The 12,501-nt window shown below is 63.1% G+C and carries 15 protein-coding genes and 2 pseudogenes; 10 read left to right on the forward strand and 7 right to left on the reverse strand.

The window, feature by feature from the left end:
• Positions 1 to 40: 40 nt before the first annotated feature.
• Entirely contained in the window at positions 41 to 1,168 is a 1,128-nt protein-coding gene (locus FJ959_RS12075; RefSeq protein WP_140560112.1) for a site-specific integrase, read from the reverse strand.
• 250 nt (positions 1,169 to 1,418) lie between these two features.
• Between FJ959_RS12075 and FJ959_RS12080 the strand changes: the two genes are divergently transcribed.
• From FJ959_RS12080 to FJ959_RS12095, 4 genes are all read left to right on the forward strand, one after another.
• Positions 1,419 to 1,715 (forward strand): hypothetical protein, encoded by a 297-nt coding sequence (locus FJ959_RS12080; RefSeq protein ID WP_140499702.1) that lies wholly within the window; start codon positions 1,419 to 1,421, stop codon positions 1,713 to 1,715.
• On the forward strand, positions 1,705 to 2,298 hold the full coding sequence (locus tag FJ959_RS12085) for a hypothetical protein (protein ID WP_140560111.1): 594 nt from the start codon (positions 1,705 to 1,707) through the stop codon (positions 2,296 to 2,298). The genes FJ959_RS12080 and FJ959_RS12085 overlap by 11 nt, the downstream gene beginning before the upstream one ends.
• 247 nt (positions 2,299 to 2,545) lie before the next feature.
• The gene (locus FJ959_RS12090; protein WP_140581541.1) at positions 2,546 to 3,499 is read left to right on the forward strand and encodes a DUF1403 family protein; all 954 of its coding nucleotides are present in this window, start codon (positions 2,546 to 2,548) and stop codon (positions 3,497 to 3,499) included.
• A 56-nt stretch (positions 3,500 to 3,555) separates the two neighbouring features.
• Complete coding sequence (locus FJ959_RS12095; RefSeq protein WP_140581544.1) at positions 3,556 to 4,182, forward strand: SMC-Scp complex subunit ScpB; 627 nt, start codon at positions 3,556 to 3,558, stop codon at positions 4,180 to 4,182.
• Between the two features lie 325 nt (positions 4,183 to 4,507).
• On the opposite strand, the gene FJ959_RS12100 is transcribed toward FJ959_RS12095, so the two are convergent.
• The 4 genes from FJ959_RS12100 to FJ959_RS12115 are packed head-to-tail and all read right to left on the reverse strand — an operon-like array spanning position 4,508 to position 7,861.
• Positions 4,508 to 5,251 (reverse strand): hypothetical protein, encoded by a 744-nt coding sequence (locus FJ959_RS12100; RefSeq protein WP_140630261.1) that lies wholly within the window; start codon positions 5,249 to 5,251, stop codon positions 4,508 to 4,510.
• Entirely contained in the window at positions 5,251 to 5,610 is a 360-nt protein-coding gene (locus FJ959_RS12105; RefSeq protein WP_140581549.1) for a hypothetical protein, read from the reverse strand. The genes FJ959_RS12100 and FJ959_RS12105 overlap by 1 nt, the downstream gene beginning before the upstream one ends.
• A 29-nt stretch (positions 5,611 to 5,639) precedes the next feature.
• Positions 5,640 to 6,680 carry a PIN domain-containing protein gene (locus FJ959_RS12110; protein WP_140581888.1) on the reverse strand — a complete coding sequence of 347 codons (1,041 nt, stop codon included), beginning with the start codon at positions 6,678 to 6,680 and terminating at the stop codon, positions 5,640 to 5,642.
• Positions 6,681 to 6,703: 23 nt separating this feature from the next.
• Complete coding sequence (locus FJ959_RS12115; protein WP_140630263.1) at positions 6,704 to 7,861, reverse strand: RelA/SpoT domain-containing protein; 1,158 nt, start codon at positions 7,859 to 7,861, stop codon at positions 6,704 to 6,706.
• A gap of 61 nt (positions 7,862 to 7,922) precedes the next feature.
• On the opposite strand from FJ959_RS12115, the gene FJ959_RS12120 reads away from it, so the two are divergent.
• From FJ959_RS12120 to FJ959_RS12140, 5 genes and pseudogenes are all read left to right on the forward strand, one after another.
• Positions 7,923 to 8,570 carry a hypothetical protein gene (locus tag FJ959_RS12120; protein ID WP_140630266.1) on the forward strand — a complete coding sequence of 216 codons (648 nt, stop codon included), beginning with the start codon at positions 7,923 to 7,925 and terminating at the stop codon, positions 8,568 to 8,570.
• Positions 8,571 to 8,717: 147 nt separating this feature from the next.
• The gene (locus FJ959_RS12125) at positions 8,718 to 9,344 is read left to right on the forward strand and encodes an XRE family transcriptional regulator (RefSeq protein ID WP_224704905.1); all 627 of its coding nucleotides are present in this window, start codon (positions 8,718 to 8,720) and stop codon (positions 9,342 to 9,344) included.
• A 98-nt stretch (positions 9,345 to 9,442) separates the two neighbouring features.
• Positions 9,443 to 9,751, forward strand: a pseudogene (locus FJ959_RS32180) (RES domain-containing protein); the annotation flags it as partial.
• Complete coding sequence (locus FJ959_RS32185; RefSeq protein WP_246678962.1) at positions 9,700 to 9,945, forward strand: RES domain-containing protein; 246 nt, start codon at positions 9,700 to 9,702, stop codon at positions 9,943 to 9,945. The pseudogene FJ959_RS32180 and the gene FJ959_RS32185, both read left to right, overlap by 52 nt.
• 112 nt (positions 9,946 to 10,057) lie before the next feature.
• Positions 10,058 to 10,333: a multiubiquitin domain-containing protein gene (locus FJ959_RS12140; RefSeq protein ID WP_210239515.1), complete on the forward strand. Its 276-nt coding sequence runs from the start codon at positions 10,058 to 10,060 to the stop codon at positions 10,331 to 10,333.
• Positions 10,334 to 10,345: 12 nt separating this feature from the next.
• Here FJ959_RS12140 and FJ959_RS12145 read toward each other — a convergent pair.
• Positions 10,346 to 10,863, reverse strand: a pseudogene (locus FJ959_RS12145) (DMT family transporter); the annotation flags it as partial.
• A gap of 37 nt (positions 10,864 to 10,900) precedes the next feature.
• Between FJ959_RS12145 and FJ959_RS12150 the strand changes: the two are divergent.
• Positions 10,901 to 11,377 carry a tripartite tricarboxylate transporter substrate-binding protein gene (locus FJ959_RS12150; RefSeq protein ID WP_246678961.1) on the forward strand — a complete coding sequence of 159 codons (477 nt, stop codon included), beginning with the start codon at positions 10,901 to 10,903 and terminating at the stop codon, positions 11,375 to 11,377.
• 158 nt (positions 11,378 to 11,535) lie between these two features.
• Here FJ959_RS12150 and FJ959_RS12155 read toward each other — a convergent pair whose 3' ends face one another.
• On the reverse strand, positions 11,536 to 12,435 hold the full coding sequence (locus tag FJ959_RS12155; RefSeq protein ID WP_140581567.1) for a LysR substrate-binding domain-containing protein: 900 nt from the start codon (positions 12,433 to 12,435) through the stop codon (positions 11,536 to 11,538).
• Positions 12,436 to 12,501 lie beyond the last annotated feature (66 nt).

The raw sequence follows: 12,501 nt of genomic DNA on the forward strand, positions 1-12,501 counted from the left end.
CTTTTCCGCATCCGAAGGGCAGGGGAGGGGCGAGCCCGGCCTATAGTCCGCTCGCCTTTGTGAGGTTGACACGGAAGCGATCGCGTCGGCGCTGATAGCGGCGCGTCATTTCAGCCGAGGCATGGCCGAGCTGCTTTTGCACATAGCGCTCATCGACTTCGGCCGAGGAGGCGAGGCCAGCGCGTAGCGAATGTCCGGCAAAGAGCTTTGCTCGTTCACCTTCCGACAGATCGCCGCGCACGCCGGCCGCCAGCGCAGTGCGCTTGACCAGGCGCGCGACCTCCTGATCGTTGAGCCGATCGGCGCCGACCGCCTTGCCCTGCCCGGTGACGCGCCTGAAGAGGGGACCGTGCGCGATACGGGCGAGCTTGAGCCAGGTCTGCACCGCGACAACCGGGCAGGTGGCATCGGACGACCCGCGCCCGACTTCAACCTCCCGCCAGCCGGTCTTGCCGCGAAGCGAAACCAGCATGCCCTTGTCGAGGATCTGGATCCAGCCGCGGCCGTCCTCAGTCTGGTCGCGGCCGACGTCCAAAGCCACGATCTCGGAGCGCCGCAGGCCGCCGGCGAAACCCAAGAGCAGCATGGCGCGGTCGCGCAGGCCGCGCAAGGTTCCGCGGTCGAGTGTTTCTAGCATAGCGGTCAGATCCTCGGGAAGGATCGCCTCCTTCTGCCGGGGCGGGGCGGCGTGCTTGTTGCGGATGCCGGCCATCACGGTGGCGATGTGCCGATCCTTGCGGTCCAGCGGCTGGCCGCGCTGCGTGTAGTTCCAGGTCAGGGATGACAGGCGGCGCTCGATCGTCGCTACCGCCTTTTTGTCCCTTCCAGTGCCCGAAGCCTGCGCGGTGATATAGAGGCCGACGGTCTGCGGGTCCGGCCGCGATGGATCAAAAGACTGGCGCCGGCACCAGGCGCAAAAATGCTTCCAGTCGGCTGCGTAGGCGCGACGGGTGTTCGCCGAACTTGCTGCCTCGACATAATCGCGCGCACGGTCGGCGAGCTTTTCGAGATGCGTAGGCAACGATGTCTGTCGCGGGTCAAGGACCGACGGGGGAGGGGAGGGGCCTTCATCCGACCGCCCCATCTCCATGACGACGTCGACAATGTCCGGCAGGTCATCGGCGTCGATTGCGTCGGTGGACACCATCAAATTACGGGCTTTGCCCATCCAGCCTCGTCCATTCTAATGTCGCAGCAATGCGATTCTTGCGAGCGAAGGTGCGGCCAAAGTCCGGAATTGTCCACCGCGAGCTGTGTGACGGAATAGCTGAGGGAATTGTGTCCGCTCCGGTCTTGGTATCGCATCAGCGGGAGCGCAACGGGCCTGTCCGATCCAGGGATGGCCTCTCAAGGGCGGTCTCTCCTTGTTTTCATGTTCAACATCCTTCATATTCCGTTCAACAGATGGAGATCCCAAGATGACCATACGTGGCGCAGCGACAGCCGCAAGCGAGGAGCGGATCGCCCACACCCGCAACCGTCTGGTGCTTGAGCAGGCGAGGGCGGTCGGCCTGCTTGGCGCGGCCAAGAACACCCGCCTTTCCGGCAGGGTGTCGTCGGAATTGATCGAGGCGGCAAAGAAGCGCGCCCATGTGAGCTCAGACACCGAACTGCTTGAGCTCGCGTTGTCGCGGCTGGCGCTCGAGGATGATTTCGGCGCCCGGCTCGTCGGCCGCAAGGGCAGCATCTCCGCGGACATCGATCTTGGCATTTGATCTAGGCGGCGCACTGCGGTCCCTAAAACCACAGCGGCGCAGCGCTGGGCTGGAACGGCGACCGGATTCCGCCCTGTCCTGGGCAGGTGACCAGTCGCCTGTCGGCGGCGTATTGCTCCTCGACACCAGCGTCTATCTGGATGTCCTGCAGGGACGCACGCCCGAAACGGTCGATAACCTTCTGACCTATCGGCTCTGTCACCACTCGGCCGTCTGCCTTGCCGAGCTCAGCCATGTGTTCGGCCGGCTCGATCCGGCGTACCCGACGACAAAGTCGGTCCTGAAAGCGGTTGCGGACACGATCGAGGATATTCCGGCGCACCGGTTGCATGCACCCGACGCCACCGCCTGGGGAGGCGCCGGCATGCTTGCCGGTCTGTTGTTCCGGCTGAGTCATCTGCCGAAAGGGGAGGGGCATGAGCGCCGCTTCCTCAACGACGCGCTGATGTTTCACCAGGCCGGTCTGCTCGGGGCGACGGTCCTGACCGGCAATGTTGGCGATTTCGATTACCTCAGCCAGCTTGTTCCGTCGGTGCGGGTGATCTTCTACCGGGCAGCGCCAGGTTTGCGCCCGCAGGCGTAAAAGCGTCAGTGGGATGCACCAGCGCTATCGTTAGCCTTTCCAGGAAAGAGCGTCGCGCTGTGTGATGGTCCGGAGGGTCGCTGGGCGTGAATTTTGGGCTTCTGCTCGACGAAAACGGCCATTTGTCCTTGTAGTCCACTAACGATCGATAATGCAACATTATCATTCATTGTGCCGCTCCGACAGGCTGTGCGTTTTGGTGCGAAAGCCATGGCGCAAAGCGCACGGGCGCTTTACCCTCACTTTCATGATTCGCCTTGATCCGGCCACCGCCAAGCCAACGTTGCCGCCGACCATCCCGGTCTGGGCGCTCGCCGCCGACGGCGCCTCCAGCGACGCTGACGCCGCCTTCGCGGCCGGCGCCGCCCTGGGCGCGCTCGACACGCTTGCCCGCGGACAGCCCGCCTGGGCCGGCGTTTGGCGGCAGCGGCTGGCGCTCAACTGCGCCGCCGCCAGCATGCGGCTGGCCGGCCGCGCCGAGGACGCGGCCGCCTTGCGCGACGCCTGGTATCTGCGCCAGGCCGGGTCCGACCCTGGACCCGCCGGCACCATTTTTGGCGCCTGGCGGCAGTTTTCCGCGCAGCCGCCCGTCGCTACCCCTGACCGGCTTGGCAAGATACTCGACCAGCTTGGCCTCCATTCGGATGTCGAGGCCCTTGCGGCGCTTTGTGAACACGTCGAAGACCTGGCGCGCTCGGGACGGCCGGCGCCGTTCGCCGCGGCGGCGATCGCCGCCCGCGTCGTAACGATCCGCCCCGATGCCGAGCTTTTTGCCTGGTGGCTGGCCGACCTGGTGCTTGCGCAAAGCCTGCGCTGGCCGCTCCCGCTGCCGCTGCTGATGGCCCAGGCCTTCGGCCCGGCCTTTCGCGGTGAGGCCGGCGGCAAGCGTATCCGACCCGGGGAGAAGAGCTTTGAGCGCGCGGTCTGCGTCGCGCTGGTTCAGGGCGCCGTCGAAGCGTGCCGGCTGGCCGCCGAGATTGGCCGTCGGGCGGAACGGCTCATCACCTTTGCGCCGAAGCTCAGAGCAAAGGGGGCCGGCGATGTCATCCAAAGACTGCTCGACAACGATGCTGTTTCTGGCTCGCTGACGACCAAAACCCTGTCGCGTTTTGCGGCGCGACGCCTGTTCGAACGGCTGCAGCAACTCGAGGCCGTGCGCGAGCTCTCCGGCCGCACCACCTTCCGGATTTTTGGCCTGTAGCGATGGCTGGGACCGCGAGAGCCGAAGGCCCGACAGACAAGAGGGACGTCCAGCGAATGCTGCTGGACACGGAGCTCGAGCATCTGCCCGCCGAGCTGCGCTGGCGCGAGTGGATGGGCCGCGTCGAAGCGGTGATTTTTGCCGCCAGCGAACCGGTGACACGCGAGGTGCTGGCGCGGGTGGTGGGCAGAAGCTGCAACATTGACCTGATCATCGACGACATCCGCGCCGAACTCGTCGGCCGCCCCTATGAGTTGGTGGCGGTCGCCGGCGGCTGGCAGTACCGGACCAAAAAGGCTTTTGGCGACGTCATCCATGCCGCGTTCGGCACAGCGGCGGGGCAGGGCACAAAAGAGTTGTCGCAGGCGGAGGCGCTGGTGCTGATGTGCATCGCCTATTTTCAGCCGATTACCCGTGGCGAGCTGTCTTCCTTCTTCGGCAAGGAGGTGTCGCGCGACCTGATCGGCGTGCTGCGCGGGCAAGAGCTGATCGCCTCAGGGCCGCGCAGCCCGCAGCCGGGCGCGCCCTATACCTATGTGACGACGAAAACTTTCCTGTCGCAGTTCGGGCTCGACACGCTGCGCCAGCTGCCGGATTTCGAGGCGCTCGAAGACGCAGGGCTGCTGTCGAAGGAAAAGCTGCTGGCGGGCGACATCATGCCGGGGTTTTCGTCCAACTATTGAAACGCCGATCCAGAGATCGAGGATGACTGTCCGGCGTGTAGCAACCGCCAGCAGTTGCGTGCTCGAATGTATGGGCGTTTTTCGGACAGGGCAGTTCAGGGCAGAGGCGCTCGAAAGTCTCGAAACAGCGAGCGCTCAATCTCATCGGCAGAGTCGGCCTGCGCGAGATGACCGGCAGGGGCGGGCGTGGTGATTTGAGCGCCATGAGGTGGCGACCGACTAACCGCCGCCAGCGGCGGGGATCTGATGACGCCTCTTGCCTCCGTTAATGATGCGAGATGCATTATGGCCGTCGCGGCCGTCAGTCTTCTTTTTTCTCCACCTTTTACTTGTCGGCTTTCTTGATCATGTCCTTGATGCCCTCGCTCACTTTCATGCGCCTGGCATCCTCCGCCGTGTAGGCGATATCGAGTGTGTCGCGGGGATTCCAGCGGCTGTAGTCGGGCTGCGCCAGCCCATAGTGTCGCCGCAGGTCGGCGGCGAGGTCGAGGGCGTAGAGGCCGACGCGGCCGTACTGGTAGCGCCTTTCCTCCCAGACTTCGTCCCAGTTCGGCGGCCCCGAGTGCTCGGCGAAGGCGGAGATCGTGCTGTCGGCGGCAGCGATCTCGTTGGGCAAGGACAGGGTCCGGTACATCAAGGCCGCGTCCATGGTTTTCCAGTCGAGGTCGGCCGGGAATTCCAGTCCAGGGGCGTCGACCTGCGGGGTCAGTTCGCCGTCGACGTACTCGCCCTGGTCATGGATCACGTCCACGCAGTGCAGCACGAACGGATCCAGCGTGCAGACGACCCTAGTCGCCACATAGGTGGCGTGCCTGGCGCGCTCCTCATGGGAGTCCCTGCCAACGGTCAGCCGATGGTTGAAATAGGCAACCGCAATGGTGCCGATGGTCGTCGCCACGGCGGTCATGATGGCAAGCGGCCAGCCCGTCAGCAGCACGGAAACGGAAGCGCCGCCGGGCGTTCCGCCTGTCGACTGCGCGGCCGCGTGTATCGAGGACAGCCCTGCCGCGAGGATGAGCGTTGTTGCGGGGACGATGACCTTCCAGCTAATCCTGACCATGTTCGTCATCAGGAATGCGCCCGTCTAGCCGGCCGTCTCAGTCTGAGGACGAGGTAAGCGAGCATCCCCGCGGAGATGCCAAGCATGGCTAACTCAACACCCGTCTCGAACGACCATGCGAGCGCGCCGAGCGGTACCGCCGACGAGCTTGGGGCCAGCCCCGGAGTTATGAACGCCGCCGCCAGCCATGTAGCAGCCGCCGCTACGAAGAGAGCGAGGGCTGTCGCCAGGACGAAGCCCAGCGTCCCGAGCAGGACCCCTGGCCGCATGCGCTGTGCGAGGTAGCCGGACACTATGATGCTGGCCACGGCGACGGCTAGGTTGAACGCGACGTAATGGTCCATCAGTGCGGCTTCGAATTCCTGCATGCTTACCCCTCCGATTCTGGCCCGACGCGCTAGGTGTCTAGCATGTCCCAGTCATCGCCCATGACCCATCGGAGCGCTGACAGCTTGCCGTTGACCATTCCCCACTCGAAGTCGGTCCACGGGCCAAGGTGATCCAGGCCGACCTCCTCCTCTGTTTTCCGGGCGGCTTCCAGTGCGCCTTTCCAGATGCTGTCAACAATGACCCGGCTGTTACGGCTATGGGGTTCGGCGGTTTCCCATTCCGACTTCGTGACCACCTTCGTGTCTCCGCGCTCCACTTGGACACGCAGGTTCCAGTGGCGGTTGTACCAGACCTGGCGCTCCAGCAAGCGCGCGGCCTCAAGGATTTCCGATAACCGCCGCGGCTCATCCGTCCACGATAGCTCTTCGTCTACGAACTCGAGATAGTCAGCGTGCTCAGACTTCAGGACGTCGCTCAGCGACGTCCAGTAAGTCGAGTGAGGCCCGTCGAAGAGCGAGGCGATGTCTGGATGGGGGTTGCGCTGGTCGCCGTTCGGGTCGCTGAAGTCGCGGGTATTGTGGGATACGAACGCGACGCGCTGCCCCTTCGCCGTGGCAGTCCTCGCCAAGTCGGCGTAGGTCTCAATGAGGATCGCGTCGCCGACCGAGTTCTTGGAACGGTGGTACGGCGCCAGCCCGGCGATCGCGCGTTCCGTGACCCGTTGCTTGATAGCTTTGGTGGTCGCCTTGCTCAGTCCGTGCGTCAGCAGCCCTTCTATCCATTCGATGGAGTCGTTGACGGCCTCGCCCTTCATGGCAATGCGCTGGTCGACCTCGTTCAGGGAGTGCAGTGTCTCCTTCTTGTAGTCGTCCTCAGCGAAGCGGTCGACCGCTTCGCGGACCAAGCGGAAATGGGCTTGCAGGCTGCGACGCGCGTCCTCGGCGACACGGGCCTTGTTGCGAGCGAACTCCGCTTTGACCACGTCCGGCACGAAGAAGTCTATCTGTCGCCCGTCGAACAGCTCCTTCGCTGCAAGGATCAAGGACTGCTGTCTGTAGTCCTTGGCGAGATCGAGCCACACGCACGTGTCGACCAATATTCTGAGCATCGTCCACGCCCCCCAAAAAGCGATCAGCGTCGCGGTTCGATCCAACGCGTGTAGCGCCTGCGCAGGGCGCCGTAGTCAGGCTGCTGCACTTCCCTCGGCCTGACCACCTCCTGCGGCGCGACGGTGTATTCGATGCCTGACTTTCCACTGCAGGCGAGCTGCAGGTTGCGGATGAACAGGCTGACGTCGCCGAAATAGTTCGGGTAAGTGGAGACCAGCTTGTCGATCTTGTCCACCTCGACGAGGACGACCTTCTCCTGGCTTTCCCCGGCCTCGATCGCCCTTTCGGCGATCTCGAGGGCGCCCGTTGCGGAGAAGGTCCCCATGTACGTCTCGATCTTGACTGTGTGATCCGGCCTGTACCGCAGGAGGTAGTAGCGGCCGCGGTCATGGGTAAAATTCTCGGCGAAATGGGTGGCCGCCTTGATGTTCTCGAGCGTGCTCACGGCGCCGAGCCGTGCATTGAGGTCCTTCAGCTCCTTGATGCGCTCTGCCCGATCCGGAACCCCGGTCGGAAGCGGGCTTCGCTCCACTTGGGCGAACTCGGCGGAAGCCAGCTCGAACAGACGAAGCCAGTCGCCGTCTCCCTTATGATGCTTCAGGTCCTGATTGCGGTAGAGACTGACGGCCTCGATGGCGGTCGCCCACGAGTGCTGACGGCGCGTCCTAACCTGCAGTTCTATGCGCCGACCGGCAAAGGACTCGTCCTCCTTTCTTGCGGGCGTGAATTCCATGGAGAGATGGTGGCTGCGGTAGCCATCGCCCTTGGGTTTCTGGATGTAGTCCCATTCCTTGCGAATGACGTGCGGGGAGCGCTCGCGGACGCGTTCGACGAGCCGGTTTACCCCATCGATGTCGTTCAGGATCGCCCGGCATCCGCCGAGATCCTGCATCTGGTCGAGCCGGATCGTCGTATCGGCGAGCTTACGCCTGATGGACGACATCCGCTTTGGCCGTGCGGCCATGTCTCCGCGGATGGAGGTCTGCCGCATGGCAATCCGCACTGAAGCGCGGATGCTGCGCATGGGGTAGATGTGGGAGTCACGCCAAGAGTTCGCTACCGAGAATATCCCGATGGCTTCAGCATTGTTTTGTGGAGTGAAGTACACTGGACCAGCCAGGCTTTTCCCGGCTGCCCGCACGTCATCCATGCTGTATTCGAGCCGCGGATACTGCGACATGGACCGAATCATTTATGGTTGAATCCACTCGACTGTACGGTTTTCCATCCTGCAGTCCAGCGTGGCGCAGAAGTCGTTCAAGGTTGATGGGGAAAGCGTGACATTCACCGCCAAAGACGCCGCTGAACTCAATCGGCTGATTGGCCGCGGGCTGAACAACCTGACGGCAATGGCCGTGATGGAAGGAAAGCTCGACGAGGGATTCGAAGTCACCCAGGCGGAGATAGAGCGGAAAGCGCAGAAATGGGGCAAGGGGCGTAAGAACATCCCGAAGGCTCTCGTGCCGGGATGGGATTGCGATCCCGCCAGGATCTATCTAGCCTATGACGGCAACGACCCCGACGACCGTCCCGCCAGCAACTTCGCGCTTATCGAGGCTGATATGGCGGACATCCATCCCAAGCTGACCTACCAGGCGACCAGGGACAAAGACCCTTGGCACGTACAGTATAAATCTAAGAGCATCGAGATCGGGTATCGCTGGGTTCACGGGCTGCGCGTGTCTCCGCCTGTCATCGCAGAGCACGAGGGAGAAATAGTCATCGTCGGCGGCATGCATCGCTACCATCTGCGCATCATTACGGGGCCAAACGGATGCCGTTCTACGTACCGAAGTCAGAGCTGGCCAAGGTCCTCGAGCTGCTCCCCGATGCGACACTGCGCTTGGAGGAGTAACACTCCCTCGGGGCCGTTGATCGGTCCTGTGTAACGGCTCCGGCTACTTTACGAAGTTATCGAACTTGACGAACTTGCGTCTTGTAACCAAATTGGTGACAGCAAGAAGGAGGTTGTCACCATGGCCGCTTCAAAACGAACCAATCGTGGCAAAACCGCGTCCCATGCGGGAGTAGCCACAATGAGCTTCACGACGAAACTGCCGGCACAGGCGGATTTCAAGAAGGTGCTGCTCGAACGCTACCAGGAAGCCGTCGCGCGCAGTCGCAAGATCGGCCATCGCGTTTCATTCCGGGTTGACGTCGATCCAACTGCCGGCGCACAGACGATATCGCCGGTCGAGGAACAACCTGTCGCTTTGGACGATGCGTTTCCCGTCGAGGATACAGCTAAGCCGGATGCCGAACTTGAGGCGGCCCTTGCGGCGGCGCGCGTGCGCGGCCGCAAGCGTGTCGCCGAGATTGTCGCCGGCGAGGACATGCTGAGCGCAGATGCCTTTGCCAGGCTGCTCGGCACGTCGCGGGTGACGGTCAATGCAAAGCGGCAGAGCGGCCAGGTCCTGGGGATCGACGGCGCCAAGCGCGGCTTTCGCTTTCCTGGCTGGCAACTCGACCAGGACGGACGGCCGTTCGGCGCATTGCCCGCGCTCCACGCGGCATTGGGCAACAGCGCCTTGGCGGTCTACCGGTTTTTGGTTTCGCGTCACGGCGCGCTCGATGGACGAACAGGTCTTCGCGCTCTTCAGCAAGGTGACGATGCCTTGGTGCTGGCCGCCGCGGAAGGTATGGCCAGAGGCGACTTCGACTGAATGCCTGGCGCTCCACCTCCACCCGATTTCGAGCGAGCAGAGCTTGAAATCGAGACCATACAGCAGGGCCGCACATTTGGGCGGATCTACTGGGGTACATATCCCGATCCCCTCGGGTACGGAAAGTCGCCAAGCCGTTTCAGCGATCCGCGCACCGCGTCGACGCAAATCGCTTTGGTGTCTTCTACCTTGGCGACCCGTTGAAGGTATGCTTCCTCGAGGCCGTGCTTCGCGACCGACGCGAGGGACTTGTAGACGACCTTCCGATCGACGAGATGGAGCTGACCCAACGGCGCTATGCGGAAGTTGCGACCACGGCGGAGCTTCGCCTGGTCGACCTCACAATGCCGTCAGGATGGGGGTGCCGACCGATGTCGTTCGGGCACAGCGGCAGAATTTGGCGCGCCGGTGGTCGGTGGCGTTTCATGAGCACCCGGCTCAGCCTGACGGGGTCATCTATCCATCCCGCCTCAACGGCGCGACCAATCTCGCGGTCTACGATCGGGCAGTAGGAAAACTGCGGCCGACCCGCGTGACGACGCTCCTGGGCGCGCTTGGGTTGGCTCAAGTTTTGGAGAACTTCAAAGTCGGGTTGGCGTGAGCGGGGCAGCACGCGCAATGTCTGGGCGATTTCTAGAATCCAACGACGCGCCTATGCGGTCGCTGATATACGGCCAGCGTGAGACAATCGTAAGTGTTGCTGAATGATTCAAATGAGAAAACGTGGGCCTCCCTTCATCACTGGCTTGCAGTTGAAACGGCTGGCTGGCGTCGATCCTCAGTCCTATGGCGTCTGGCTTGCTCAGCAGGTCGGCGACGACCGTCTGATCGGCAACACGGAAAAGGTCGATCTGCAGGGGAACGGAACCGAGCGCTTCTTCACCGGCGTTGACACGACTACCGAAGGCGCGGGAGGCCGAGCTTTGAAAGCGCCTCCTGGAACATGTCGAGATCGTCCAACTTCTCGTCTTTCAGGAAGCCGTTTATGAAGTCGATACGTTCTACTGTTGGAGGATGGGTAAACCCTCCGGGCGGGTGACGAGATAGATGCCGAGCGCTACCGGAATAATGCCGGCAAGATCGGTTGGCGCCACCTGCTCGCCAAGCAGAAACCAGCCGAACAGCATGCCGAGCGGCGGCATCAGGAAATAATAGGCGCTCGCGGCTGTCGCCCCCGACGTCTTCAGTAGATGGAACCACAGCAGGTAACCAACTACCGAGACAAGGAGGGCGAGATAGGCGAGCGCTGCGGCGAGTGCCAGCCCGGCATCACGTCTGCGACACTTTCCATGCCGAAGGCGAACGGCGCGAGGGCAAGGCCGCCGGTGAGGTTCTGTACACCGTTGCCGATCCACAATCCGCCGTTTGGCGCGAACCGCTTAAACAGGATCGTGCCGCCAACCAGTGAGACAAGAGCGCCGACGGTCAAGGCGATGCCGAAGGGACTGTCATGGCCGCCGGCAATCCTGCCTTCGACGATAAACGCCACACCGCCGACACCGAGCACGAGTCCCGTCGCCTCCACAGCCATCGGCAACCAGAATCACGTCCTTCTCGTGCGCCTGGCGCAGGAACTCGGCGCAGATGTCAGCAAGATCAATACCGCCGTGTTCGGCGGTGCCTCGGAGTCGACCGTGGCGCTTCTGGGCAACAACATCGACTTCTCGATCTCCGGCGGCGAGACTTTCGCGGGCTATCAGAAATCGGGTGAACTGAAGTGCGTGGCGGTGTCAGGCGAAGGCCGGCTCGGCGGCGAACTCGCCGACGTGCCCACGCTCAAGGAACTCGGAGTGGCCCTGTCCTACAGCCCGACGCGCGGCGTCATAGCCCCAGGCGGACTGTCGACCGAGCAGATCGCCTTCTGGGACAAGACGTTGAAGTCTATGAGCGAGAGCGCCGCGTGGAAGCAAGCCGCCGAGAAGGCCTACTGGCGCGTCGACTACAAGGACTCGAAAGCAGCCACCGAGGCCAACGCCAAGGATCGGGATGAGCTTCGTGCGGTCTATTCGACTCTGGGCATCATCAAGAAGTAACCGGCAAGCCGGCATCGCGCGGGCCACGAAAGCCGCAGGCCGCCTGCGCGGCCTGCGGATCAAACAACGGCAGGCAAACCGACTTTGAGGTTCGGCAAAGGCCCCAAAGGAGTCGGCGTCTGGCAGCGCCGGCAGGGTGCGGCCTGTCCGGATCTTGACTAACCCCCCGGCTCCCGCATATGCAGGGCGGCCTGTTCCAGGGTCCAGTTTCTGACGATCTTGACGACGTTGCCTTTGGAGAGCTGGCTTTCCGAAAGGTAGTATGTCCACGGGCTGGCGGCGCGCACCGGGAAGGGCTCGATCAAGAGACCGCGAGCTATGTAGGTTCTGGCGAGCGAATATTGCGTGGCGACGCAGCCCGCGCCCATCGCCGCGAGTTCCAGCGCGATGTTGGAGGCATTCGTGGTGATGCCTTTCTCATAGTCGGAAATGTCGATCTGCAGCGCGTCGCCCATGCACTGCCAGTATTCCTGGCGTCCATGCACGAAGATCCAGTCGACGCCGAGTATGTCGCTCGGCGCCTTCAGCGCCTTGGGGCCGGACAGCAGACTTGGCGCGCAAAGGATGGCAAGCTGGTCGCTCCACAGTTGTACGGCGCCCGGCGGCAAGTCGTCGAAGCGGCGGGTCGAGATGGTGATGTCGGCGATCTGCTCGCTGAGGTCCTCCCATATCGTGCCGTGCAGAACGACCTCGATCTCGGGATGGACCTGGCGGAACGCGCCCATACATCCGGCCAGCCAGTTTTCGGCAAGGCTCATCGGGCAGGAGATGACGACAGTCCGGTTGCGTGACGAGGCGACGATCGCCTCCGTGGCGTGGTCGATCTGGTCGAGCGCCTGGCGCAGGGTGGGCAGGAAGGCTTCGCCCATCTCCGTCAGTTTCAGGCTGCGCGGATAGCGCACGAAGAGCTGGCGGCCGAGATAATGCTCCAGCCCCCGGACATGGTTGCTGACGGCTGCCTGTGTGTAGCCAAGCTCGCTGGCGGCGAGGGTGAAGCTCAGGTGTCGCGCCGAGCATTCGAACGAGCGGATGTAGTTCAATGGCGGAGGTGGCTTCATGGCATCGCTCCTGATCGAGCCGAAAACTAGACCATCGCGAACGGGTTTCGCAATCGCTTGCCCTCG

This window comes from Mesorhizobium sp. B2-2-4, assembly GCF_006442375.1.
Taxonomy (GTDB): domain Bacteria; phylum Pseudomonadota; class Alphaproteobacteria; order Rhizobiales; family Rhizobiaceae; genus Mesorhizobium.

Bases quoted from the DNA above. Each gene is read 5' to 3' on its own strand.
- FJ959_RS12080 (WP_140499702.1), top strand. From the start codon at position 1,419: ATGACCATACGTGGCGCAGCGACAGCCGCAAGCGAGGAGCGGATCGCC.
- FJ959_RS12140 (WP_210239515.1), top strand. From the start codon at position 10,058: ATGAGAAAACGTGGGCCTCCCTTCATCACTGGCTTGCAGTTGAAACGG.
- FJ959_RS12110 (WP_140581888.1), bottom strand. From the start codon at position 6,680: ATGCTCAGAATATTGGTCGACACGTGCGTGTGGCTCGATCTCGCCAAG.
- FJ959_RS12155 (WP_140581567.1), bottom strand. From the start codon at position 12,435: ATGAAGCCACCTCCGCCATTGAACTACATCCGCTCGTTCGAATGCTCG.
- FJ959_RS12115 (WP_140630263.1), bottom strand. From the start codon at position 7,861: ATGTCGCAGTATCCGCGGCTCGAATACAGCATGGATGACGTGCGGGCA.
- FJ959_RS12105 (WP_140581549.1), bottom strand. From the start codon at position 5,610: ATGCAGGAATTCGAAGCCGCACTGATGGACCATTACGTCGCGTTCAAC.
- FJ959_RS12090 (WP_140581541.1), top strand. From the start codon at position 2,546: ATGATTCGCCTTGATCCGGCCACCGCCAAGCCAACGTTGCCGCCGACC.
- FJ959_RS12075 (WP_140560112.1), bottom strand. From the start codon at position 1,168: ATGGGCAAAGCCCGTAATTTGATGGTGTCCACCGACGCAATCGACGCC.
- FJ959_RS12125 (WP_224704905.1), top strand. From the start codon at position 8,718: ATGAGCTTCACGACGAAACTGCCGGCACAGGCGGATTTCAAGAAGGTG.
- FJ959_RS32185 (WP_246678962.1), top strand. From the start codon at position 9,700: ATGGGGGTGCCGACCGATGTCGTTCGGGCACAGCGGCAGAATTTGGCG.
- FJ959_RS12095 (WP_140581544.1), top strand. From the start codon at position 3,556: ATGCTGCTGGACACGGAGCTCGAGCATCTGCCCGCCGAGCTGCGCTGG.
- FJ959_RS12100 (WP_140630261.1), bottom strand. From the start codon at position 5,251: ATGACGAACATGGTCAGGATTAGCTGGAAGGTCATCGTCCCCGCAACA.